Genomic DNA, 21,471 nt, shown 5'->3' with positions numbered 1-21,471 from the left:
TATAGTGATATCCCAGCGTCATTGCAGCCAAATTCAGGGAAAGAAAGGCGATACGCGATGCCACAGACCGCCTCATGCCCCGGCAACCTCGTACAGTATGCAAGCGGGCTTCGCGCCACTGGTGACTGGACATTACTGCACCACAACCGGCTCCGAAAGACCATTGGCCACCAGCGTCACGGGCATGGCCCGGATACCAGGGAGCTGGACCTGGAAGAACTCGGTGAACTGGACACCTCGGGAGCAGTGCTGCTGGTTGAGTTGATGGGACCGGAGCGAATACTCGACGTCGCCACATGGGCCCCCGAACAGCCTCCCGAACGCCATGCATTGCTGGTGGCTGTGGCCCGTGCCATGCCTGATTCAACACTACTCCCTCATCGCACCCGCTTTGCCGCCCTGGGTGCACTGGGAGATATCGGTCGCAACATCGAGAATTTGGGAAGGCAACAGACCCAGCTACTCGGATTCATTGGCCTTACCCTGGCCAGCCTGGCATCATCGCTCCTGAAACCCCGGCGCTGGCGGCTCACGGCCCTGGTCGCCCATATCCAGCAGACAGGGCTCAACGCCATCCCCATCGTTGCCCTGCTGACCTTCCTGGTTGGCGCTGTCGTTGCCTTCCTTGGGGCCACGGTCCTGCGTGACTTCGGTGCTACCATCTTCACCGTCAACCTGGTGACCTACTCTTTCCTTCGCGAATTCGGCGTGCTGCTTGCCGCCATCATGCTGGCCGGACGTACGGCCAGCGCCTTCACCGCCCAGATCGGTTCGATGAAGGCCAACGAGGAAATCGATGCCCTGCGCGCCCTGGGTCTCAGCACTATGGAACTACTGGTACTGCCACGGGTCCTGGCCATGATGATCAGCCTGCCGATACTCGCCTTCATCGGCATGCTCAGCGGTATCGCGGGAGGCGCCATGGTTTGTCTCCTGGCGCTGGACATCTCGCTGATCCAGTTCCTCGACATCCTGCAACGCGACATCCCCCTGCGACACTTCCTGGTGGGGCTCGCCAAGGCACCGATCTTTGCCTTTCTGATCGCGGTCATCGGTTGCCTGGAGGGGTTCAAGGCCAGTGGCAGCGCACAATCGGTCGGCGAGCACACCACATCGAGCGTGGTACAGTCTATCTTCATGGTAATCCTGATCGATGCCCTGGCGGCCATGTTCTTCATGGGGATGGGCTGGTGAGCAGATCCGAAGCGGCGGTCATCGAAGTACGCGGACTGATCAATCGATTCGGACCTAATGTAGTGCATGAGGATCTCGACCTCGACATTCGGCGCGGTGAGATACTCGGCGTCGTCGGCGGCTCGGGTACCGGCAAGTCGGTGCTGCTGCGCAGTGTCATTGGCCTCAAGCACCCGGACGGCGGCACTATCCGGGTCTTCGGCGAGGACCTGCAGCGCCTGCCCCCCAATCAGCGTTCTCTTCTGGAGCGACGCTTCGGAGTGATGTTTCAGCGCGGCGCCCTGTTCACCTCTCTCAATCTGCAGGAGAACGTGGCCCTACCCCTGATCGAGCATGCCGGCCTGGCGCGAGCCGATGCCGAGCACCTCGCTCGGGTCAAGCTGGCACTGGCGGGCCTGCCGCCAGATGCGGCCTTGCTGTATCCCGACGCGCTTTCCGGAGGCATGACCAAGCGGGCGGCACTGGCGCGGGCACTCGCCCTGGATCCCGAAGTACTGTTCCTCGACGAGCCCACTGCCGGCCTCGACCCGATCGGAGCGGCGGCCTTCGACCAGCTACTGATGACCCTACGCGATGCCCTGGGTTTCAGCGTATTTCTGGTCACGCATGACCTGGATACGCTGTACACCACCTGCGACAGGGTAGCGGTGATTGCCGACAAACGGATCCTCGTCGCCGCTGACCTGGCGACCGTGGAAGCCACCGACGATGACTGGATACGTGAGTACTTTCATGGCCCCAGGGGCCGCGCGGCAAGCCTGGCCGCACAGCATACGGAGGATCGGTGATGGAAACACGAGCGCACCATGTCGTGATCGGCCTGTTCGCCGTGCTGGCCCTGGCCGGTGGACTACTGTTCGCCCTGTGGATGACCCAGAGCACCAGCGACAGGCAATTCAACCACTACGAGGTCTTCTTCGACCGCAGCGTCAGTGGTTTGGCAGAAGGCAGCACCGTTGAGTACAGCGGGGTCAGGGTGGGTGAGGTCACCGACCTGCGCCTCGACCCACAAGATCCACGCAACGTACTGGCCCGAATTCGCGTCGAAAGCCATATACCCATTCGCCGCGATACCCGTGCCCGCCTGGCGTTGGCCAATATCACCGGCAGCATGTCGATTCAGCTGCATGGCGGCACACCCGAGAGCCTGCTGCTGGTTGCCACCGCAGGAGATTCTCCGCCGCGTATTGTCGCCGACCCTTCACCGTTGAGTGCCCTGCTCGGAGACGGCGAGGAAATCCTCGGCAACGTCAACCGCGTACTCGATCGACTCGAAGCGCTACTGTCTGAGGAGAATACCGATAGCGTGCACAATATTCTGGCCAACCTGGAGCGAACCAGCGACAGCCTGGCACGCATCGGTGACGGCCCCAGCCGATTGATGGCGCGGGCAGAAGCGCTGTCCGCCGAAGGTGCCGAGGCCCTCGGGGAATTGCGCTCGTTCATCGAGCGGGCCGGCGGCATGCTCGGTGGCCAGGGCGAAGAGATCATGGATGGTGCTCGCCAGACCACCACGAGCCTGGCCCGCACCGCCGAGCAGATAGAGGCGCTGCTTGGTGCCAACCAAGGCGCTCTGGAAAGCGGTATACGAGGCATCGAGGGGCTGGGGCCTGCGACGGTTGAGCTGCGCAATACACTCAACACCCTCAACCGCGTCATCCGTCGCCTGGAGGAGAATCCAGCCGACTTCCTGATGGGGCGTGACGGCGTCGAGGAGTTCACCCCGTGAGGACAAGACAACGTTTCACCAGACTGCTGTCGATCGCCGCCCTGGGGCTGCTTTCGGCCTGCACCCTCATGCCCCAAAGCGATCCCGTCACACTCTATGACCTCCCCGCCCAGTCCCGGGAGAGCCCGCTACACAACGCGCTGGCATCAGGCGGTCCTACGTTGCGCCTGGCGACGCCCAGCGCCGGAGGACTGCTGGACGGGACTCGTATCGTAGTGGTACCGACCCCCAATCAGCCTCAAGTCTACCAAGGCGCTCGCTGGGCAGATGCCACCCCCGTGTTGATGCGCAATCGCTTCATCGATGCCTTCCAGGCGGATGGTCGAATAACCCGGCTGATCCATGCAGACACGCCGCTTTCGGCCGACCTGGAACTCACCAGTGATCTTCGAGCATTCCAGAGCGAATACCGTGACGGTCGCCCGGAAGCCGTCATTCGACTGGATGCACGCCTGATCGATACCCGAACCCGTCAGTTGGTGGCCAGCCAGCGTTTCACCCAGCAACAACCCGCAGATGGCACGGACATTGCTGCGGTGGTCGATGCGTTCGGACTGGCGGCGGACCGTCTCGCCCAGGATCTGGTTGACTGGTCAGTGGAACAGATGGCCAGTCAACAAGAACGGCAACCTCAAAGCCGGTAATGTCCACGTCTTATTGCAATAACGGACAATCACTTCAATGAAGGACACTTGGATTGAATGTCCTGCCATTACCGTTCTGGCGCCAATTGGTTATCATGCTCTACAAAAGCAAGGATGACCGACAATGGACAGCAGCCCACGACAGAACCTTGGTATCAGCGCCTACAGCTGGCTGAAGCATGACATCACGCGCGGGGTGTTCAAACCCGGCGAAAAACTGCTGATGAGTCGCCTCAAGGAGCGTTACGACCTGGGCATCGGTCCGCTTCGCGAGGCCCTGTCCCAACTCGTGGCGGAACGCCTGGTGGTGGCCATCAGCCAACGTGGCTACCGAGTCGCACCGATGTCACTGGCCGAGCTTGCCGACCTCTACGATGCACGTGCCCAACTCGAGGGACTTATCCTGAGACTGGCCATCGAGCGTGGCGACGACAGTTGGGAGGCCGATATCCTGGCCAAGGGCCATACGCTATCCAAGGTCATGGAGGTCAATACCCCCGATGAGCTGCTCGATATCTGGGATACCCGCCACCAGGCCTTTCATACTGCCATTGCCAGCGGCTGCAGCTCTCCCCACCTGCTGCAGGTCCGCGAGAGCCTGTTCGACCAGGTAGAGCGTTATCGCCATCTCTGGCTGTGCGAGACGGTCTTTTCGGAAGCGGCCCTGGAGCGCAAGCGCCGAGAGCATGCGGCGCTGGTCGATGTCATTCTGGAGCGCAAGGCCGAGCGTGCCGCCGACATGATGCGCGAACACCTGATGACACCGGTACCGATCATTACCGAGGTCATGCAGCGTCGAGGTCTGGCATGAGCTACCTCGACAGCACTGTCATGAAGCAGTAACCGGAGGCCAGCATCATCAAGCGAGGTGCTGAAGAGATGACAAGGCAGCACGCAGCTTTTATCTTGAAGGAATAACCGAGCTATCGACCTGTCGCAGCGCGATGCTGACTGACGGGTGAATGGAGAGATGATGCCATGCCACACCTGCTGCGATTTTCCCGCGAAACCGAGTCCCGTCTAGACCATCTCTGCCGGCAAACCGGGGTGAGCAAGGCAGAGCTGATCGGGCGCTGTCTCGGCATCGGGATGGACGACCTGGAAACCCAGCTCCATATGGAGGGCGCCGACAACCGGCCGGCCAGGTCCAGCGAGACGAGCCTTGATCAGTTGCTGCGGGAAAGCGGACTTGGCGCTTGAGTGTCAACGTGTCATGGGCACGCCGTCACTGAAATTTTGCAGCATCCGTCGATAGTCGGCTACCGCACGCTCCCGCGACACCGCCACCAGCTTGACCTCCTGTCCCGGTAGACACTGGGCCAGCCTGGCCGCGGCGATGGGTGTCAGGGCTCCCAGCCGAGGGTATCCCCCGATGGTCTGTCGATCATTAAGCAGGACGATAGGCTGGCCGTCCGGCGGCACCTGAACGGCCCCAAGTGGAATTCCCTCCGAAATCATGCTCCCCAGGCGACATTGCAATGTCGGACCGCGTAACCGCGCCCCCATACGGTCGGCGCGATCATCGACCCGCCAGTCGGTATTGAAAGCGGCATAAAGGCTTGAACCGGTGAATTCGGCGATCTGGGCGCCGGGTACCATTGCCAGTCGGCAGCCCGGCCGAGGCATGGGGGGTAGCAATCGCTCCGGAATGCTACGCTCATCATTTGGCTCTCCCCGCCAGGCAAGTCGGTCACCAGCCTTGAGCGGCTGGCCGTCGCCGTGTAACCCGCCGAGTTGCTCCCGTGGTGTGGTGCTGCGGCTACCCAACACCTCCGGCGCTTCCAGCCCACCGGGAAAAGCGAGATAGACACGTAGCCCATCGCAGGGCTGCCTGAAAACTAGCCGCTGCCCTTCTCGCACCGCAAAACTGGTGCCGGGGACAAGCGGTTCGTCATCGAGTCGCGCATCGAGATCGGCCCCGACCAGGGCCAACCTGGTGGCACGCTCGACCTCAAGGGTCAGGCCACCACCCACCACGATTTCCAGGGCAGCGCTATCGGGGGAATTGCCCAGCAACCAATTGGCCCAGTAGTGCGAGACCCAGTCAGCGGCACCGCTCTGGGTAACGCCGAGATGGCGTACGCCCACGCGCCCGCCATCCTCGATCATGGCAAGGGGGCCGGCCTGGACGACGCGCATCCCAGCAGCAATCGTGTCCTTCATGGGCGCTCCTCCAGCGGCGTGATATCGCCGCCCTGCGCCTCGAACTCATCACGCGACACAGCCTTGAAGCGCACCCGGTCTCCCGGCTTGAGCAGGGGATCGCCGCGCCGAGCATGCTCGAACAACGGCACCGCCGTGCGCCCCAGGATATTCCAGCCGCCGGGCGAAGGCAGCGGGTAGATGGCGGTCTGGCGACCCGCGATGCCAACGCTGCCCGCGGCGACCTTGTGCCGTGGCGTCTCCAGGCGCGGCGTAGCCAGCGCCTCCTCGACAAGCCCCATGAAACCGTAACCGGGAGCGAACCCCAGGGCGAAGACGCAGTAGTCGTGGTCGCAATGCCGCTGAATCACCGTTTCGACAGTGACGCCCGCCCGCTCGGCCACTCGCTGGAGTTCGGGCCCGACACTCAGGTCATACCACACCGGGATCTCGTGACGTTTTCCCGCCTGTGTGTCGGCGGGCTGTAGATCGTCCAGCGCCTCCCGAATACGCCGATGAGCTTCACGATGCTCCAGCTCAAGGCAGTCATAGTGAAGCATCAGAGTGGTGTATGACGGCACCAGGTCGATCAGTGTCTCGCCGAAGGCCTCGCGCAGGGCCCGGTCGGCGGCAATGATCCATGCCATATTGGTCTCTTCGATGGTGTCGAAGAGCCTGATCATCAACACATCCATGGCCGTCGTTTCGATGCCGGCCCTCACGCTGACTCCAGGTTGCCAAACGCCTCGCGAATGGCTCTCACCGCCGCCACCGACTCGGGATTGTCGCCGTGCACGCAAAGCGTATCGCAGGGCAGTGTCAGTGCCGAACCATCGCTGGCTGTCAAGGCGCCCCCCCTGGCCAGCGTCACCGCCTGGGCCACGATGGTGGCTTCGTCGTGGTGAACGGCGTCGGGCAGCCGGCGGGAGACCAGGTGTCCCTGAGCATCGTAGGCGCGATCGGCAAACGTCTCGAACCAGATCGAGAGCCCCATGTCGGCGGCCAGTGTTCGGAATGGCTCTGGATCCGCCGTTGCCATTACCATCAACGGCAGGCTGTCGTCATAGGCGCGAACAGCTCGCATTACACCCTTGAGCAGGTCAGGATCCCGGGCCATGTCGTTGTATAGGGCGCCGTGGGGCTTGACGTAGCGAATGGCTGTACCTTCCGCCTGACAGAGCCCAGCCAGAGCACCAATCTGATAGAGCACAAGGTCCTCGATCTCCTCGGGGGAGTACGCCATTGAACGACGCCCGAAACCCATCAGATCGAGATACGCCGGATGTGCTCCGATCTTGACCCCATGCTCTATCGCAAGCCGCACTGTCTGACGCATCACATGAGGGTCAGAGGCGTGAAAGCCACAGGCGATATTGGCACAGTCGACAAAGGGCATTACTTCGCTGTCCAACCCCAGTGTGTAATTGCCGAAGCTCTCTCCCATATCGCAATTGAGCAAGGGTATGACCATGGCGATTCCTTTTGTTATGGCAAATGAAGCTTTACTGCATATTTTCTCTCTAACTATATGGATAGGGCTTTGAAGGTGCCAATCGTTTTTTCCGATATTCCTTACCGGACGCTTCTATCAAACTGATATTATTTATAAAAACGGTTGACGATGGCCTCTGCGAGGTTTATCAATTAAGAAAATCTGCTATTCACGATGACAACAGCCCTGGAGGCCAAATGTCCGTTTCCGATCCTTTCCACCTTGCCGTTCAGGTCCGGGATATCGATGAGGCTCGGGCCTTTTATGGCGACTTCCTGGGCTGTCCCGAAGGTCGCTCATCGGAAAGCTGGGTCGACTTCAATCTATTCGGCCATCAGTTCGTCTGTCACCTCAATCCAGCCCTCAAGGACAAGCCCGTCACCAGCCATACCAATCCTGTCGACGGTCACGGCGTGCCGGTCCCTCACTTCGGTGTGGTGCTGGAGATGCCGGCCTGGGAGGCGCTCGCCGGGAAGCTGAAAGCCCATGGCGTGAGCTTCGAGATTGAGCCCTATCTTCGCTTCAAGGGTCAGCCCGGCGAGCAGGCCACGATGTTCTTCTACGACCCCTCCGGCAATGCCCTTGAATTCAAGGCGTTCAAGGATCGGGAGAGCCAGCTGTTCAAGAAGCAGTAACGAGGCGCATCCAATCTCACCCCCAGGCAACAGCACGACCATCAACATCAACAAGAGGTCTCTACCATGCAAAAGACACTAGCCACTCCCGTGATACTGGCAGCTGCCATCAGCGTTGCTGCGGGCGCCCAAGCAGCGGAATGGACCATGGCGACTCCCTATGGTGATGCCAGCTTCCATACCAAGAACGTCAAGCAGTTCGCCGAGGACGTGGCAGAAGCCACCAATGGTGAATTACGTATCAACGTGCACAGCGGCGGCTCCCTGGTCGCTCACGGCGAGATCAAGCCATCAGTCCGTCGCGGTACCATCGAGGCGGGCGAGGTCTTCCTCTCGGTTCTATCCAACGACGACCCGATCTTCGAGGTCGATACCCTGCCTGGGGTTGCAGGCAGTTATGAAGAAGCCTTCGCCCTGTGGGAAGCCACCAAACCCATCATCTCCGAGCAGTTCGCCAGCCAGGGCATGATGCCACTATACGCCGTTGCCTGGCCCTCCCAGGGCATCTATACCGATTTCGAGCTGAACGATCCTGAGCGGTTTGAGGGCCTGCGGGTACGGGCGCCGAATATCAACACTCAGCGCTTCGTCGACAATCTCGGCGGCAACCCCACCGAAACCGAAGAGTCGGACATTCCCACCGCCTTCAGCACCGGCCGGGTCGATGCCATGATCACTTCGACCTCTACCGGTAATGCCATGACAGCCTGGGACTATGTTTCCCATTACACCGACGCCAACCTGTGGCTGCCCAAGAATATCGTCTTTATCAACCAGCGCGCCTTCGACCGCCTCGACGAGGCCACCCAGGAGGCCCTGCTCGACGCAGCCGCCCGTGCCGAAGAGCGTGGCTGGCAGATGAGCCGTGAAGACAACGACGCCAGCGCAGAGGCCCTGCAGGAAAATGGCATGACCATATCCACACCGAACGAGGAGGTGGCAGCAGCCCTGCAGGCGGCTGGCGATGAATTGTTCAGCGACTGGGAAACGCGCGCCGACGACCAGGCCAAGCAGGTCCTGGAGGAGTACCGCCAGCAACGTTGATCGCTTTATGTACACGGCGCGGCAAACCCCGCCGCGCCTCCTATGTAAAAGCATGTCGCGAGGCAAGGACATGATCTTCAAGCTTGACCGACTCTATCGACTCGGTGCGTGGGGGGCGGCCTTCTGCATGATCCTCATCTGCACCCTGGTCGCGACACAGGTCACATTTCGACTATTAGACGCCATGCTGGTCCTGATCGGGATACGGCGCCTTGGCCTGAGCATCACCGGGGTATCGGAAATCGCCTCCTATCTGCTCGTTGGTGCGACGTTTCTCGGACTGGCCTATACCTTCGTCCATCATGCGCATATTCGTGTGACGCTGCTGATAACGCGCCTGCCGTCGTCGACTCGCGTGTGGTTCGAAGTCTTTTGCCTACTGGTGGCTCTGACCCTCAGCCTGCTACTCGGCTACGGGCTGGTCGGGCTCGCCCTCGAAAGCCGGCACTTCAACGACGTGTCATCCGGCTTCCTGGCCATTCCCCTGTGGATTCCACAAAGCGTTCTGGCGATAGGCGTCGCTCTGCTTTGCCTGGCCCTACTCGAAGCACTTCTCTTTGCCCTGCGTATCGCCATCCGCGATCCCGCGAGCTTTCGCGAAGCGACGGCCGCCGACGACAGCGAGATCCGCTGAGCCCGTACTCTATTTTCTCTCGGAGAATTACTTGTGCTGACATTGAGTCTGGCCACCATCTTCACGCTGGCTCTGCTTCTGGGCAGCGGCGTATGGATCGCCTTCGCGCTGATCGGCACCGCCTGGGTAGCGCTGGCCTTCTTCAGCCCGTTTGCTCCGGGGCCGATCCTGGCGTCGGATTTCTGGGGCGCCAGCTACGGCTGGGACCTTACCGCCCTGCCGATGTTCATCTGGATGGGCGAGATCCTGTTCCGTTCGGGGCTTGCCGACAGCATGTTCCGCGGCCTCTCGCCATGGCTCAACCGGCTGCCCGGCCGGCTGCTGCATACCAACATCATCGGCAGCGGCATGTTTGCAGCGGTCTGCGGCTCCTCGGCGGCCACCTGTGCCACGGTGGGCAAGATGACCCTGCCCGAGCTGGAGCGTCGGGGCTATGATAGCGGCATGGCGATCGGCACGTTGGCCAGCGCCTCGACGCTTGGCCTGCTGATCCCACCCTCCATCGTATTGATCGTCTACGGCGTAGTGACAGAACAGTCGATCTCGCGGCTGTTCATGGCCGGAATCGGCCCGGGACTCTTGATTCTGACCCTTTTCATGACCTACCTGATTCTTTGGTCACTGCTCAAGGGCAATCGCCTGGGCCTTACCGGAAAAGATGAGTCGTCGATGCCGCTGGCCGAGAAGCTTCGCCACACGCTGTCACTGATACCGGTCCTGCTGCTGATCGGCGGGATCATCGTATCGATCTACGGTGGCCTGGCCTCGCCCACCGAGGCGGCAGCAGTCGGAGTGGTACTCTCGATCGTCATCGCACGTTTGACCGGCAGCTTCGGCATTGCCACCTTCAAGGCATCGCTGTTTGCGGCGGTACGTACCGCCTGCATGATCGCCTTCATCATTGCCGGGGCGTCGTTTCTCACCTCGGCCATGGGCTTTACTCAAGTTCCCATGCAGTTGGCCCGGGCCATCGGTGAAATGGGACTGTCGCCCACCATGCTGCTGGTGGCACTGACCCTGCTACTGCTGGTGATGGGCTGCTTCCTCGATGGCATATCGCTAATATTGCTGGTAACGGCCATTCTGATGCCCCTGGTCAGTTCCGCGGGTTTCGACCTGATCTGGTTCGGCATCTATCTGGTCGTTGTGGTGGAGATGTCGCAGATCACACCGCCGGTCGGCTTCAACCTGTTCGTCATCCAGGGGCTGACCGGCAAGGATATCGTGACCATCACCAAGGCGACCCTGCCCTTCTTCCTGCTGATGCTGGCTTCCATCGCGTTGCTGCACATCTTCCCCGAGATCGCTCTCTACCTGCCCCAGGCGATGACTCGCTGAGGGATCAGACGCCCGGGCTCTGGCGCATTGCGGCGCTTGCGTCGCGTTGTGCCATCCGCGGGTCACGGGGATAGTAGCGCTCGGGCTGGCGCTGCACATGGGCAAAGAATCGGGTGTCCTTGTAGGGCATTTTCATGAAACCGGAAACTCCCAGCCCTTCAATCAGGCCCACTGCCGTCAGTATATCGTCGAGCCGCTGACGAAATTCCGTCTCCCGGGATGGATCCAGCAACCGGTAGTAGCTATGGATCTTCAGGTGTTGCGGCAGTGCTTCGAAGATGATCATGCCGGTATGGTGGATGTCGTTGAGCGCCTCCAGCGAAACGATGATTTCCTCGGGCAGCACCAGGAACTCCTCCGGGTCTGGTCCATCCTCGAAGTAGCTGTGCAACCGGCTTCTATCTTCCAGTTCGGGCATGGCGCTGACTTCATAGCGCAGCGCCATGCCCGGCTCCACCGTGAAGGGGCGGTCCGGCCCCTCCCGGTCCAGGTGAAGCGTATCGCGGGCATTGAACAGGCAGCTTTTGAATATACCCTGCCGATAGATCGCCCGGGCGAGATTGACCATGTTGTTGACGGCCGCCACGAAGGCGGACTTCAGCTCGCCGTCGTGCAGATTGAGCGAGGTGTCGATATAGACGCCCTCTGCTTCCCAGCGCACCGCCAGCCCGCCCACCACCGGATACTTGCCCAGCCGGCTGACGGCGGCGAGAAACGCCTTTTCCGTCTCTCCCATGCCCTGCATGAAATTCTTGTAATAGCGGTCAAGCTGGACGTCGTTGACGTCACTGAGGGTTTCAGGAGCGCCTTCCTCGCGGAGGAAGGCCTTGCGCGAACTGTAGACGACCGTGTCGATCTCACGGCTGGCTGGACGCACCCAGGTGGGTACCAGTGCCGCTTCCGGTGGCTCGGGAAGATCGATCATGACCAGGCGGGCAAGCCTTGGCATCTCGCGAATAAAATGGTCGCCGGCACGCAGGCGCACCCGGGGGTCTGGGTCGAGCATGCCGTCGAGCATGCGAGCAAACTCCATGGGCAGGCCCAGCGAGGTGGCGGGAATGGCACGGTGACCGAAGCGGCAGGATTGGGCGGATGCCAGGGCGTAAAGAGTGCCCGCCGTGCCCTGCTCGTCGAAACGCGGTGAGGAGAGCGCCCCGTTGAGCTGCTCTTCACCGATGAAATAGACATCGCCCAGGCGAGCATTGGTCTGCTGGAGATTATCCGACATCAGCTCCATGACGTTGGCCGCCACGAACTGCTGGTTGGCATCGAGCTGGGTGAATACCGAGGAGCCCCAGTCTATGAGGGCCACCTCCTCCCGGCGTGCGTCGAAGACGAGGTTCGAGGGCTTGATGTCGCCATGCACGATGGGGCGGCCTGCCGGCCCTGCCTCGCGACGCAGCGTGCTCAGGATATCCGCCAGCTGCCCGGCAATACGCACGACCAGGCGAGGCGAAAGCCTGCCCTCGCGCAGCGAGACCTCCTCAAGGTTGAGTCCCGGTGCTCGTTGCATGACGAGTATCGACTGATTGCGCACCCGCTGGTAGGCCACCAGCCTGGGCACTCGCGGATGGTCGACCTGTTCCAGCATGAAGGCTTCCTCCTCCAGGCGGTCCTGAAGGTGCTGGGGCAGGTTGACCCGGGTGAACTTGAAGACGTACTCCTCATCGTGGGCGGTCACCCCGGCGAAGACGAAACCGTAGGCGCCCTTGCCGATCAGTGCGATATCCCGGTAACCCAGTTGGGCCAGCTGGGCCTGACACAGCGCCACCCACTCCTTGAGCTTGCGGGCATCGTCGTGGCTGAGCAGATAGATCGACTGCTCTTCGGGAATATAGAACTGCTGCAGCGGTGCCTGGGACATACGTCACCTTCTCGTCAGGAATACGCTGATCCATGCCGCCACCGAAGCGATACGGGATAAATCAGTGTCTTTCACCCCAGGTGAAGAAGCATCGTTTCCGGGCTCTCCAGGTACCCTTTCCAGGCATTACAGAAGCGTGCGATGGTGCCGCCATCGATGACTCGATGATCCCCTGCCCAGGTAATGGTCATGATCGCCCGACGCACCACATCGCCATTGTCATCGAAGCGTGGCAGCCACTGGGTCTTGCCGATGGCGACGATGGCAAGCTCAGGTGCGTTGATGATCGGGGCCGCATAAGTTCCCCCGAGCGCACCGATGTTGGAGATGCTGATGGTGCCGCCCTTGAGGTCGACCTGATCCACCCGGCCTTCTCGCGCCGCAGCGGTCAGTCGCTCGATCTCCCGGGCCACGTCGAGCAAGGTACGCCGTTCGACCTGCTTAACGTTGGGCACCAGGAGACCCGCCCGGCTATCCACCGCCATGCCCACGTTGCAGGAGGGCAGGTAGTGGATCTCGCTGACCTCGTCATTGAGCCGGGCATTGAGAATGGGGTACTCCTTCACCGCCAGCGCCATGGCCTTCATGAAGAACGGCATCAAAGTGATGCGTGTTCCCTGTGCCTCGGCCTGGGGCTTGAGACGGGCTCGCAAGGCCAACAGGTCGGTGACATCGATCTCCTCGCCGTACTGAAAGTGCGGGATAGTGCTCGCGGACTCGACCATCCGACGCGCCATGACCGCGCGTACGCCGCGAATCGGCTCGACGACGACCTCGCCCTCGGCGGAGAGCGCAGACGCCGGAGCCCTCTCCGGTGTGGATACCCCCCGGTTATCCGCCGCCACCGCGGGTTCGGCGTCCTGCTCGAGGTGACGCAGCACATCCTCCTTGAGTACCCGCCCGTCCTTGCCGGAGCCGGTAATGGCCTCCAGCGTCAGGGCGTTCTCTCGAATCAATCGACGCACGGCGGGACTCGCCGGAATACGCCCATAGGGGCCTCGTCCCGTCGTCGCCACACCCAGGCCCGACGAAGAATCCATCTCGGAAGCGGCATGTTGGTTCGAAGGCGGTTTCACCGCCGCGGACTGCTCGGCCACCGAAGGCACTGGCTGCGGACTCTCTGCCACATGGGTTGGCTCATAGGCAAACAGCGGTGAGTGAACCTTGGCAATCTCCCCCTTTGGCACGTACAGCTTGGTCACTCGCCCGGCTTCCGGCGCGGTGATCTCGACCAGCGCCTTGTCGGTCATCACCTCGACCACCGGCTGGTCTTCCTCGATGACGTCGCCTTCGTTGACACGCCATTCCACGATCTCGCATTCCACGATACCTTCACCGATATCGGGCAGCATGAAGTCACTCATCTTGCATCTCCTGTCCTGATATCGATCGTCAGAAATCCACACTGGCCCGGATGGCCTCGTAGATCTTGAGGTGGTCCGGCATGTACTCCTTCTCCAGCGTCAGCGGGAAAGGGGTATCCATTCCGGTCACCCGTTCGATGGGCGATTCCAGGTACAGGAAACAACGCTCCTGTATGGTAGCGGCGATTTCACTGGCAAAACCGCCGGTACGCGTCGCCTCGTGACTGATGACCAGTCGCCCGGTCTTGAGTACCGACTCGGCAACCGAGTCCTCATCCCAGGGCAGGATAGAGCGCAGGTCGATGATCTCGCAGGAGATGCCAGCCTTCTCGGCCATTTCGACCGCCTTCTCGATCAGTTCCATCTGGGCCCCCCAGCCCAGCACCGTGACATCGGTGCCCTCCTTGATCACCTCCGCCTCGCCGATCGGCAACTGGTAATCGTCCTCCGGCACCTCGCCGGTGGAGGCGCGATAGAGCCGCTTGGGCTCGAAGAAGATCACCGGGTCGGGGTCGCGGATGGCGGCCAGCAGCAGTCCCTTCGCCTGGTAGGGGTTACGCGGCACCACGACCTTCAGCCCCGGCGTATGGGCGAAGTATGCCTCCGGCGACTGGGAGTGATAGAGCCCCCCGGAAATCCCACCACCGTAAGGCGTGCGAATCGTCAGGCCACCCACGTTGAAAAGGTCGCCGGAGCGGTAGCGGAACTTGGCTGTCTCGTTGACGATCTGGTCGAAGGCCGGAAAGATGTAGTCGGCGAACTGAATCTCGGCCACCGGAACCGAGCCCTGTGCCGCCAGGCCATTGGCAAAGCCGATGATGCCCTGCTCCACCAGCGGGGTATTGAAACACCTGGCGCGGCCGTACTTCTCCTGAAGGTGGCTGGTGGCACGGAATACACCGCCGAACACGCCCACGTCTTCGCCAAAACAGAGAACCTTGTCATCCTCGGCCATGGCGATGTCCAGGGCATTGTTGATCGCCTGCAGCATGTTCATCTTTGGCATCTCAGGCTCCTTCCTGGTCGTCACTGGCTTTGGCGGCATCGCTGGACACGCTGACATCGGGGTCGAGTGAGCGCGCACCTTTCGGATAGGCATCCGGGTACTTGCGAATATGGGTCTTGAGCGCATCGAGCTGACGCTGCAGCGCCGGTGTCACGTCGGCATAGACATCGGTGACAAGGCTTTCCAGCGGAGGTGGAGGACGCTTCTCGGCACGCTTCATGGTCTCCAACACCTCACGGCGCAGGCTCTCCTGAAGGGCCTTCTCCTCCTCTTCACTCCACCACTCACGGTCGATGAGCCAGCGCTGCATGCGCAGAATCGGGTCCTTCTCCCGCCAGGCCTCCTCCTCCTTGCGCGAACGATAGCCGGAAGGGTCGTCCGAAGAGGAGTGGGCCGCCAGCCGGTAGGTCATGGCCTCGATCAGCACCGGTTCGTTCTGCTCCACGGCAATGGCGCGGGCCTCCTGGGTGGCGCGATAGACCGCCAGGATATCGTTGCCGTCGACCCGGATGACATGCATGCGATAGCCGAAGGCGCGCGGCGCGATGCCGTCGGCGGCAAACTGTTCGGTGGCCGGGGTCGAGATCGCATAGCCGTTGTTGCGGCAAAAGAAGATCACCGGCACCTTGTGCACCGAGGCCATGTTCAGCGCCGCGTGGAAATCGCCCTCGGAGGCCGCCCCTTCACCGAAGAAGGTGATCGTGCAGTGCCCCTCCCCGGCCATCTTCTGACCGTAGGCATAGCCGGTCGCCTGGGGAATCTGCGTGGCCAGCGGCGAGGAGATGGTCATGTAGTGTAGCTTGCGCGATCCATAGTGAATCGGCATCTGCCGGCCCTTGCCGTAGTCGAGTTCGTTGCCGAACAGCTGGTTCATGAACTCGTCGTAGGTGAAGCCGCGATAGGCGAGTGCGCCCTGCTCGCGGTACTGGGCCATGATCATGTCGGCATCGTCCAGCGCCGCCGTGGCGCCGATCACCGCCGCCTCTTCACCCGTGCACTGCATGTAGAAGGAGAGCCGCCCCTGGCGCTGGGCTGCCAACATGCGCTCGTCGAGCACGCGGGTCACCAGCATGGCGCGGTAGATCCTGAGCGCCTTCTCCTTGTCGAGCTCGGGGGCCTCGGCGCCTTCGAACAGGGTGCCGTCCTGCTGCAGGAGCCGGAAGGTGGGTATCTGGAATTCGTCGCCGGTCATGAAGCTCGGCGAATGGACGTCGTATGTTGTTGTCATCATCCTGTTCCTTGGGTGGTGGCAGGAGGAAAGCCGCCCCTTGTGAGGGCAGTGTTGACTGTAATGTAGTCGGCTGCCAGAGGTTGTCTCCAGCGTACCGCCAACGCTGGCTAGTTGACGTTAACGTAAGATGCCATCAAAAGCATCTATTTTGCTAGTCCTCCTGCACTCGACCTGATGAATCCACTGCCTGCACTGTCGTGTCTGTTGGATATCGCGCTAACGGGCCGCCGGTCGACGCAGCAGACGCTCGAACGTACTGTCGACGGTGATCGCCAGCAGCCCGATCAGCAGGGCCCCCTGCACGATATAGGCGGTATTGCCGTTGACGATACCGGAGATGATGGGGTCGCCCAGGTTGCTCGCGCCGACTGTGGCACCGATGGCAGCCGTAGCGATATTGATGGTGACGGCGGTGCGGATGCCGGCCAGAATCACCGGCGCCGCCAGCGGCAGTTCGACCTGGCGCAGAATTTGGCCGTCGGTCATGCCCATGCCCCTCGCCGCCTCGTGGACACCAGGGTCGATGCCCGAGAGGCCCGCCAGTGTATTGCGAACGATAGGCAGCAGGCCGTACAGCAGCAGCGCCACGATGATCGGCAATGTGCCGAACCCGAGCACCGGCACCGCCAGCGCCAGCACGGCCACAGGGGGAAAGGTCTGCCCGATGGAGGCGAGCTGGGCAACCAATGGCAGGAAATCGCGACCGGCTGGCCGTGTGACGGCAATGGCGGCACTCACCCCCAGCACAATGGCCAGCACCGACGCCACGGCCACCACGAACACATGCTGGCCCAGTAGGGAGGCAAGACTCGAACGGTGATACAGGACTTGCCGAGTATCGGGCTCGATCAGCCGCAAGAACACCTCCAGCTGCGCCATGCCAAAGGTGAACACCAGCAGTAACGTCAGCCAGATCAGCGGCACGCCCCAGTGGCGCCATTGCGCCACCCCGCGGCCACCTTCACTGTTTGGTGCGAGCGGGGCCAGGCTTTCGCTCATGATGACTTGGCCCCCAACAGTCGGCGCAGCGATAGCTCACCGATGGGGATGTCCTCGTCGTCGACTACCGTCAAGCGCTCCACCCGGTGCCACAGCATGACCGACAGCGCCTGGCTCAACGATGCCCGGTAGGGAATGCGCTCGCTTGCCAGCAGCCGTGGCCCGAAGGGCGCCATGCGCTCGCTGACGCGGGTCAGTGCCGCCTCCTTGAGCCCCCGATCCAAGCCACCGAGCAGGGACTCGACGAACGCATCGACCGGATCATGCAGCAGGTCGATGGGACGCCCCTGCTGAATGATCCGCCCCTGGTGCATCACCACCAGTCGATCGGCCAGGGCCAGGGCTTCATCCATGTCATGGGTCACGAAGACCACGGTCTTGTTGAGGCGCGCCTGAATATCCTGCAACTCGCGCTGCAGCGCTTCCCGGGTAATCGGATCCAGAGCTCCGAAGGGCTCATCCATGAGCAGGATCTCGGGGTCGGCGGCAAGGGCCCGGGCCACGCCGACTCGCTGCGCCTGCCCGCCCGACAGCTGGTGGGGGTACTTGTCGGCAAACTCCTCACGCGGCAGCCCGAGGAGCCCCAGCAGCTCTTCGGTCCGAGCACGTATCTTGCCACGCGGCCATTTGAGCAGACGCGGGACCAGACCGATGTTGCGTGCCACCGTCCAGTGCGGGAAGAGCCCGGTGTTCTGGATCACGTAGCCGATGCGACGCCGCAACAGCTCCTCATTGAACGAGCGAACCGGCTGGCCGTCGAGATGGATCTCCCCTTCGCTGTGCTCGATCAAACGGTTGATCATGCGCAGCGTGGTCGACTTGCCGCAGCCGGAGGAGCCGACCAAGGCACAGAACTCCCCCTTCTCGACCCGCAGCGAAATAGCGTCGACAGCGGTCTCGCTGCCGAAACGCTTGGTGACGTCGAAGAGTTCGATCATGGGGTCCCTCCGTGGCGAAATCGCTCGGCCAACGCCCCCAGCAGGGCATCGGCCACCAGTGCCAGGGCGATGATGGGCAGTGCTCCGAGCAGCACCAGGTCCATCGCTGCCTGGCCCAGGCCCTGGAAGATAAAGGTTCCCAGGCCGCCGGCGCCGATCAGCGCCGCCACGGCTGTGAGGCCGATCGCCTGTACCGTGGTGATTCGCACCCCTTCCAGCACGACCGGCAACGCCAGCGGAAGCCGTACCTGCAAGAAGGCCTGACGACGACTCATGCCCATCCCGCGGGCCGACTCGATCACTGCCGGCTCGACGCCTTCAAGGGCGACATAGGTGTTGCGCACCATGGGCAGCAGACTATAGCCAACCAGTGCCAGCCAAGCCGGCGCCCAGCCAATGCCGCTCACCCCCATGGACGCCAGCCAGTCGAAACGCGACGACAGCCAGGCCAGGGGGGCCAGCAGCAGGCCGAAGAGAGCCAGACTGGGGATGGTCTGTACAACATTGAGCACGCTGAAGCCGGCCTTGCGCATGCCGGGATAGCGACGCATGCCCAGCGCCAGCACGATTCCCAGCACCAGGCTCGCACCGACCGCCGCGCCAACCAGGGCCAGATGGTAGACGATGGCCGAGGCAAACTGCTCGCTACGCACCTGGTACTCCCGGAAGAGCGCCAGCGGCTCGAGCCAGAACGATAGCGACAGCCACCAGCCGATGAGTATCGGCAGCAACAGCAGCCAGCCGAACGCGCGTGGCAGACCCAGGCGGGTACGCAACTCGATCACCACCAGCAGCCACAGGAACAGCAACAGCCAGAGCGACGATCCGACTCCCAGACGCGCCTGGGGCATGTCGGGATCGGCCAGGGCCGCAACGGCTGTTGCCAGCCAAAGAGGCATCGCCGACAGCAACCCCACTACCACGACCAAGGCGGCTTGCAGTCGCCGAACATCGGGGCGCCAGGCCAGCACCATTACCGCCAGCATGGGTACACCGGCCAGCAGCGCTGCCCACCAGCCATGCACCTCGTAGGCGCGATAGGGCGTGCCTGAAACGATGCGGTTGGGCGTGACGTTCACCGCGTCGAGCACAAGCCAAGCCATCAGCCCGACGAGCATGAGACACAGCAATACCCAGTTGGGCGTAGACCTAGCAGCCGTCACGTATCATTCCGCGAGGTCGGCGAGGAAATCCTCGGCAACTTGGCGGGGAGCCAGCCCGTCGACGGCGACCTGCCCGTTGAGCCGCTGCAGTGTCTCGAGATCCAGCGCCTGAAAGACCGCCGCCAACAGCGATTCGATCTCGGGGTGTGCCTCCAGCACGGCTTCACGCACCACCGGCGCCGGCTGATAAACTGGCTGAACGCCAAGCGTATCCTTGAGCACCACCAGGTCCAGAGCGCCGAGACCACCGTCGGTACCGTAGGTCATGGCCGCGTTGACGCCACTGGTCTGCTGGGCGGCGGCCCGCATGGTGGCGGCAGTGTTCCCGCCCGACAGCACCAACAGCTGATCCGACGACAGCTCGAAGCCGTAGGCCTGCTGGAATGCCGGCAGGGCCTGCTCGGATTCGACGAACTCGGCACTGGCAGCGAACTTGAACTCGCCCCCCTCCGACAGATAGTCCGCCAAGTCTTCCAGGGTAGCCAGGTCGTGTTCACGCGCCAGGTCGCCACGGACACTCATGGCCCAGGTATTGTTGGCGTCGGCCGGCGTCAGCCAGATCAGCCCATCCTCGGCATCCAGGTCCCGCACCGTGGCGTAGGCTTCACCGGGATCATTCCACACATCACTGTCGGCCATGTCGAAGAAAAAGGCGCCATTGCCGGTATATTCGGGGTAAAGGTCGATCTCGCCAGCCTTCAAGGCGCTGCGCACGATACTAGTGCCACCCAGCTGCAGTCGATCCTCGACCTCGATGCCGGCCTGCTCGAGTCTTTGCATGATCAACTGGCCCAGCACCGAGCCTTCAGTATCGATCTTGGAGGAAACCACCACGGGGTCGCTAGCCTGGGCCACGGACGGGGTCAGCACAGAGGCAGTCGCAAGGACTGCCAGGCCGGTCAGGGAGCGCTTCATCGCCACCACCCATAGGTTGTGAATGTTCCCAGAGTATAAGGGGTGTACAGTTTGGCTGTCAGACCTGATCTCAACGCGGAATGATTTTCAACATGCTTGCAAGCGGCGACCCACGACTCGTCCACTGCCATCACCCCCTGGTCCGCGACCTGGCCTGGATCCTCATGGCGCCGGATCTGATCCACGCCGAGTGGCCGGGGCGTCCTTCACGTGAGGTTCTGGGGCTGGCAGACGATGGGCAGCTTACAAACTTCTTCCGGGGACTGGAAGCCGCGCCGCAAATACTCGAACAGCGTGTCGGCAGCACCGTTGAAGGCCGCATGGGGCACTACCATGAAACGCTATGGCAATTCCTGCTCGACGCCGCTCCCGGTACGCGATTGCTGGCACACAACCTGCGCGTCCACCAGGGCAAGCGCACCCTGGGCGAACTCGACCTGCTCTATCGCCGCCGCTGCGACCCGATGCCCATCCACCTGGAAGTGGCCATCAAGTTCTATCTCGGCCTCCCGGAAGGACCTGGGGACCCCAGCGACCAGGCGCGCTGGATCGGCCCCGGTGGCGCCGACAGCCTGGCGACCAAGCGCGAGCATCTTCATCGCCATCAATTACGCCTGACGGAGCGAGCCGAGACACGCCTGGCGATCCGGCTCCACACTCGCCCCAGGGATGTCGGCCCTACTCCGGAGCCGTTCATCCAGCCCCAGTTGGCAATGCCCGGCGTGCTGTTCTACCCCTGGCATCAGGCCCTGCCGTCGCCCCGAGAGGCGACCCAGGAGCACCTCAGGGGGGAGTGGCTGCAATGGAGTGAGTGGCGCAACTTCCGCGACGGCCTGCCCCGCGGGACCCGTGCAGCGTGGCTGGCCAAGCCACACTGGCTGGCACTGCCAAGAGACGAGGCATTCACCAGCCTGCGCGACGTGGAAACTCGACTGGCGCAGCACATTCGGGGCCACGGCCCACCGGTCCAGATCGCCCTGACGGCTGATGGCGACTGTCGTCCGGGCGGCGGCTATCGACGACTGTTCGTGGTGGAGGATGCCTGGCCGCGCCAGATCCCTCTTCCTCCGGCCAAAGCCCGGGGCTGAACGTATTGCGCCCGGCCATAGGCCTGGCGCAATGCATGTAATTGCAGTCGA

General features: G+C 62.3%; 22 protein-coding genes. 11 read left to right on the top strand and 11 right to left on the bottom strand.

Going from position 1 to position 21,471, the window contains the following annotated elements; translation table 11 throughout:
- Positions 1 to 57: 57 nt before the first annotated feature.
- From DU490_RS10235 to DU490_RS10210, 6 genes are all read left to right on the top strand, one after another.
- On the top strand, positions 58 to 1,194 hold the full coding sequence (locus tag DU490_RS10235) for an ABC transporter permease (RefSeq protein WP_114574195.1): 1,137 nt from the start codon (positions 58 to 60) through the stop codon (positions 1,192 to 1,194).
- Positions 1,191 to 1,982 carry an ABC transporter ATP-binding protein gene (locus DU490_RS10230; protein ID WP_114574194.1) on the top strand — a complete coding sequence of 264 codons (792 nt, stop codon included), beginning with the start codon at positions 1,191 to 1,193 and terminating at the stop codon, positions 1,980 to 1,982. The genes DU490_RS10235 and DU490_RS10230 overlap by 4 nt, the downstream gene beginning before the upstream one ends.
- Positions 1,982 to 2,923 (top strand): MlaD family protein, encoded by a 942-nt coding sequence (locus DU490_RS10225; protein WP_114574193.1) that lies wholly within the window; start codon positions 1,982 to 1,984, stop codon positions 2,921 to 2,923. Before DU490_RS10230 ends, DU490_RS10225 begins: the two co-directional genes overlap by 1 nt.
- Positions 2,920 to 3,567: an ABC-type transport auxiliary lipoprotein family protein gene (locus DU490_RS10220; RefSeq protein ID WP_220270481.1), complete on the top strand. Its 648-nt coding sequence runs from the start codon at positions 2,920 to 2,922 to the stop codon at positions 3,565 to 3,567. Before DU490_RS10225 ends, DU490_RS10220 begins: the two co-directional genes overlap by 4 nt.
- 124 nt (positions 3,568 to 3,691) lie before the next feature.
- Complete coding sequence (csiR, locus tag DU490_RS10215) at positions 3,692 to 4,378, top strand: DNA-binding transcriptional regulator CsiR (RefSeq protein WP_114574192.1); 687 nt, start codon at positions 3,692 to 3,694, stop codon at positions 4,376 to 4,378.
- Positions 4,379 to 4,545: 167 nt separating this feature from the next.
- Positions 4,546 to 4,767, top strand: coding sequence for a hypothetical protein (locus tag DU490_RS10210; RefSeq protein ID WP_114574191.1), 222 nt, complete (start codon positions 4,546 to 4,548; stop codon positions 4,765 to 4,767).
- Positions 4,768 to 4,770: 3 nt separating this feature from the next.
- On the opposite strand, the gene DU490_RS10205 is transcribed toward DU490_RS10210, so the two are convergent.
- The 3 genes from DU490_RS10205 to DU490_RS10195 are packed head-to-tail and all read right to left on the bottom strand — an operon-like array spanning position 4,771 to position 7,180.
- Positions 4,771 to 5,730: a biotin-dependent carboxyltransferase family protein gene (locus DU490_RS10205; protein ID WP_114574190.1), complete on the bottom strand. Its 960-nt coding sequence runs from the start codon at positions 5,728 to 5,730 to the stop codon at positions 4,771 to 4,773.
- Positions 5,727 to 6,404: a 5-oxoprolinase subunit PxpB gene (gene pxpB / locus DU490_RS10200; RefSeq protein WP_404872844.1), complete on the bottom strand. Its 678-nt coding sequence runs from the start codon at positions 6,402 to 6,404 to the stop codon at positions 5,727 to 5,729. The genes DU490_RS10205 and pxpB overlap by 4 nt, the downstream gene beginning before the upstream one ends.
- Positions 6,405 to 6,427: 23 nt before the next feature.
- The gene (locus DU490_RS10195; protein ID WP_114574188.1) at positions 6,428 to 7,180 is read right to left on the bottom strand and encodes a 5-oxoprolinase subunit PxpA; all 753 of its coding nucleotides are present in this window, start codon (positions 7,178 to 7,180) and stop codon (positions 6,428 to 6,430) included.
- 218 nt (positions 7,181 to 7,398) lie between these two features.
- Between DU490_RS10195 and DU490_RS10190 the strand changes: the two genes are divergently transcribed.
- The 4 genes from DU490_RS10190 to DU490_RS10175 all read left to right on the top strand — a co-directional run bounded on the left by DU490_RS10190 (position 7,399) and on the right by DU490_RS10175 (position 10,852).
- Complete coding sequence (locus DU490_RS10190; protein WP_114574187.1) at positions 7,399 to 7,836, top strand: VOC family protein; 438 nt, start codon at positions 7,399 to 7,401, stop codon at positions 7,834 to 7,836.
- 66 nt (positions 7,837 to 7,902) lie between these two features.
- A complete protein-coding gene (locus tag DU490_RS10185; protein WP_114574186.1) occupies positions 7,903 to 8,880 on the top strand; it encodes a TRAP transporter substrate-binding protein in 978 nt (325 codons plus the stop codon).
- A 70-nt stretch (positions 8,881 to 8,950) separates the two neighbouring features.
- Positions 8,951 to 9,514: a TRAP transporter small permease gene (locus DU490_RS10180; protein WP_114574185.1), complete on the top strand. Its 564-nt coding sequence runs from the start codon at positions 8,951 to 8,953 to the stop codon at positions 9,512 to 9,514.
- 33 nt (positions 9,515 to 9,547) lie between these two features.
- Positions 9,548 to 10,852 carry a TRAP transporter large permease gene (locus tag DU490_RS10175; RefSeq protein WP_114574184.1) on the top strand — a complete coding sequence of 435 codons (1,305 nt, stop codon included), beginning with the start codon at positions 9,548 to 9,550 and terminating at the stop codon, positions 10,850 to 10,852.
- Between the two features lie 4 nt (positions 10,853 to 10,856).
- On the opposite strand, the gene DU490_RS10170 is transcribed toward DU490_RS10175, so the two are convergent.
- The 8 genes from DU490_RS10170 to DU490_RS10135 form a co-directional block, all read right to left on the bottom strand.
- Entirely contained in the window at positions 10,857 to 12,716 is a 1,860-nt protein-coding gene (locus DU490_RS10170; RefSeq protein WP_114574183.1) for a protein kinase domain-containing protein, read from the bottom strand.
- A gap of 71 nt (positions 12,717 to 12,787) precedes the next feature.
- Positions 12,788 to 14,080, bottom strand: coding sequence for a 2-oxo acid dehydrogenase subunit E2 (locus DU490_RS10165; protein ID WP_114574182.1), 1,293 nt, complete (start codon positions 14,078 to 14,080; stop codon positions 12,788 to 12,790).
- A gap of 28 nt (positions 14,081 to 14,108) precedes the next feature.
- Positions 14,109 to 15,086: an alpha-ketoacid dehydrogenase subunit beta gene (locus DU490_RS10160; RefSeq protein ID WP_114574181.1), complete on the bottom strand. Its 978-nt coding sequence runs from the start codon at positions 15,084 to 15,086 to the stop codon at positions 14,109 to 14,111.
- 1 nt (position 15,087) lies between these two features.
- Positions 15,088 to 16,314 carry a thiamine pyrophosphate-dependent dehydrogenase E1 component subunit alpha gene (locus DU490_RS10155; protein ID WP_114574180.1) on the bottom strand — a complete coding sequence of 409 codons (1,227 nt, stop codon included), beginning with the start codon at positions 16,312 to 16,314 and terminating at the stop codon, positions 15,088 to 15,090.
- Between the two features lie 219 nt (positions 16,315 to 16,533).
- Positions 16,534 to 17,316, bottom strand: a complete 783-nt coding sequence (locus DU490_RS10150) for an ABC transporter permease (protein ID WP_114574179.1) — start codon at positions 17,314 to 17,316, stop codon at positions 16,534 to 16,536.
- The gene (locus DU490_RS10145; protein ID WP_114574178.1) at positions 17,313 to 18,254 is read right to left on the bottom strand and encodes an ABC transporter ATP-binding protein; all 942 of its coding nucleotides are present in this window, start codon (positions 18,252 to 18,254) and stop codon (positions 17,313 to 17,315) included. The genes DU490_RS10150 and DU490_RS10145 overlap by 4 nt, the downstream gene beginning before the upstream one ends.
- Positions 18,251 to 19,372: an ABC transporter permease gene (locus tag DU490_RS10140; RefSeq protein ID WP_114574177.1), complete on the bottom strand. Its 1,122-nt coding sequence runs from the start codon at positions 19,370 to 19,372 to the stop codon at positions 18,251 to 18,253. The genes DU490_RS10145 and DU490_RS10140 overlap by 4 nt, the downstream gene beginning before the upstream one ends.
- 48 nt (positions 19,373 to 19,420) lie before the next feature.
- The gene (locus tag DU490_RS10135; protein WP_114574176.1) at positions 19,421 to 20,332 is read right to left on the bottom strand and encodes an ABC transporter substrate-binding protein; all 912 of its coding nucleotides are present in this window, start codon (positions 20,330 to 20,332) and stop codon (positions 19,421 to 19,423) included.
- A 92-nt stretch (positions 20,333 to 20,424) separates the two neighbouring features.
- On the opposite strand from DU490_RS10135, the gene DU490_RS10130 reads away from it, so the two are divergent.
- Positions 20,425 to 21,420 carry a DUF1853 family protein gene (locus DU490_RS10130; RefSeq protein WP_114574175.1) on the top strand — a complete coding sequence of 332 codons (996 nt, stop codon included), beginning with the start codon at positions 20,425 to 20,427 and terminating at the stop codon, positions 21,418 to 21,420.
- Positions 21,421 to 21,471: the final 51 nt, after the last annotated feature.

Source organism: Halomonas sp. DQ26W, from assembly GCF_003339685.1.
In the GTDB taxonomy this organism is placed as follows: domain Bacteria; phylum Pseudomonadota; class Gammaproteobacteria; order Pseudomonadales; family Halomonadaceae; genus Halomonas.
Note: the sequence above shows the minus strand (reverse complement) of the source record. Positions and strands in the feature narration are given on the sequence as shown.

Bases quoted from the DNA above. Each gene is read 5' to 3' on its own strand.
- DU490_RS10135 (WP_114574176.1), bottom strand. From the start codon at position 20,332: ATGAAGCGCTCCCTGACCGGCCTGGCAGTCCTTGCGACTGCCTCTGTG.
- DU490_RS10130 (WP_114574175.1), top strand. From the start codon at position 20,425: ATGCTTGCAAGCGGCGACCCACGACTCGTCCACTGCCATCACCCCCTG.
- pxpB (WP_404872844.1), bottom strand. From the start codon at position 6,404: ATGGATGTGTTGATGATCAGGCTCTTCGACACCATCGAAGAGACCAAT.
- DU490_RS10210 (WP_114574191.1), top strand. From the start codon at position 4,546: ATGCCACACCTGCTGCGATTTTCCCGCGAAACCGAGTCCCGTCTAGAC.
- DU490_RS10140 (WP_114574177.1), bottom strand. From the start codon at position 19,372: ATGCTCGTCGGGCTGATGGCTTGGCTTGTGCTCGACGCGGTGAACGTC.
- DU490_RS10145 (WP_114574178.1), bottom strand. From the start codon at position 18,254: ATGATCGAACTCTTCGACGTCACCAAGCGTTTCGGCAGCGAGACCGCT.
- DU490_RS10225 (WP_114574193.1), top strand. From the start codon at position 1,982: ATGGAAACACGAGCGCACCATGTCGTGATCGGCCTGTTCGCCGTGCTG.
- DU490_RS10180 (WP_114574185.1), top strand. From the start codon at position 8,951: ATGATCTTCAAGCTTGACCGACTCTATCGACTCGGTGCGTGGGGGGCG.
- DU490_RS10190 (WP_114574187.1), top strand. From the start codon at position 7,399: ATGTCCGTTTCCGATCCTTTCCACCTTGCCGTTCAGGTCCGGGATATC.
- DU490_RS10235 (WP_114574195.1), top strand. From the start codon at position 58: ATGCCACAGACCGCCTCATGCCCCGGCAACCTCGTACAGTATGCAAGC.
- DU490_RS10160 (WP_114574181.1), bottom strand. From the start codon at position 15,086: ATGCCAAAGATGAACATGCTGCAGGCGATCAACAATGCCCTGGACATC.
- csiR (WP_114574192.1), top strand. From the start codon at position 3,692: ATGGACAGCAGCCCACGACAGAACCTTGGTATCAGCGCCTACAGCTGG.
- DU490_RS10195 (WP_114574188.1), bottom strand. From the start codon at position 7,180: ATGGTCATACCCTTGCTCAATTGCGATATGGGAGAGAGCTTCGGCAAT.
- DU490_RS10165 (WP_114574182.1), bottom strand. From the start codon at position 14,080: ATGAGTGACTTCATGCTGCCCGATATCGGTGAAGGTATCGTGGAATGC.
- DU490_RS10150 (WP_114574179.1), bottom strand. From the start codon at position 17,316: ATGAGCGAAAGCCTGGCCCCGCTCGCACCAAACAGTGAAGGTGGCCGC.
- DU490_RS10170 (WP_114574183.1), bottom strand. From the start codon at position 12,716: ATGTCCCAGGCACCGCTGCAGCAGTTCTATATTCCCGAAGAGCAGTCG.
- DU490_RS10185 (WP_114574186.1), top strand. From the start codon at position 7,903: ATGCAAAAGACACTAGCCACTCCCGTGATACTGGCAGCTGCCATCAGC.
- DU490_RS10155 (WP_114574180.1), bottom strand. From the start codon at position 16,314: ATGACAACAACATACGACGTCCATTCGCCGAGCTTCATGACCGGCGAC.
- DU490_RS10205 (WP_114574190.1), bottom strand. From the start codon at position 5,730: ATGAAGGACACGATTGCTGCTGGGATGCGCGTCGTCCAGGCCGGCCCC.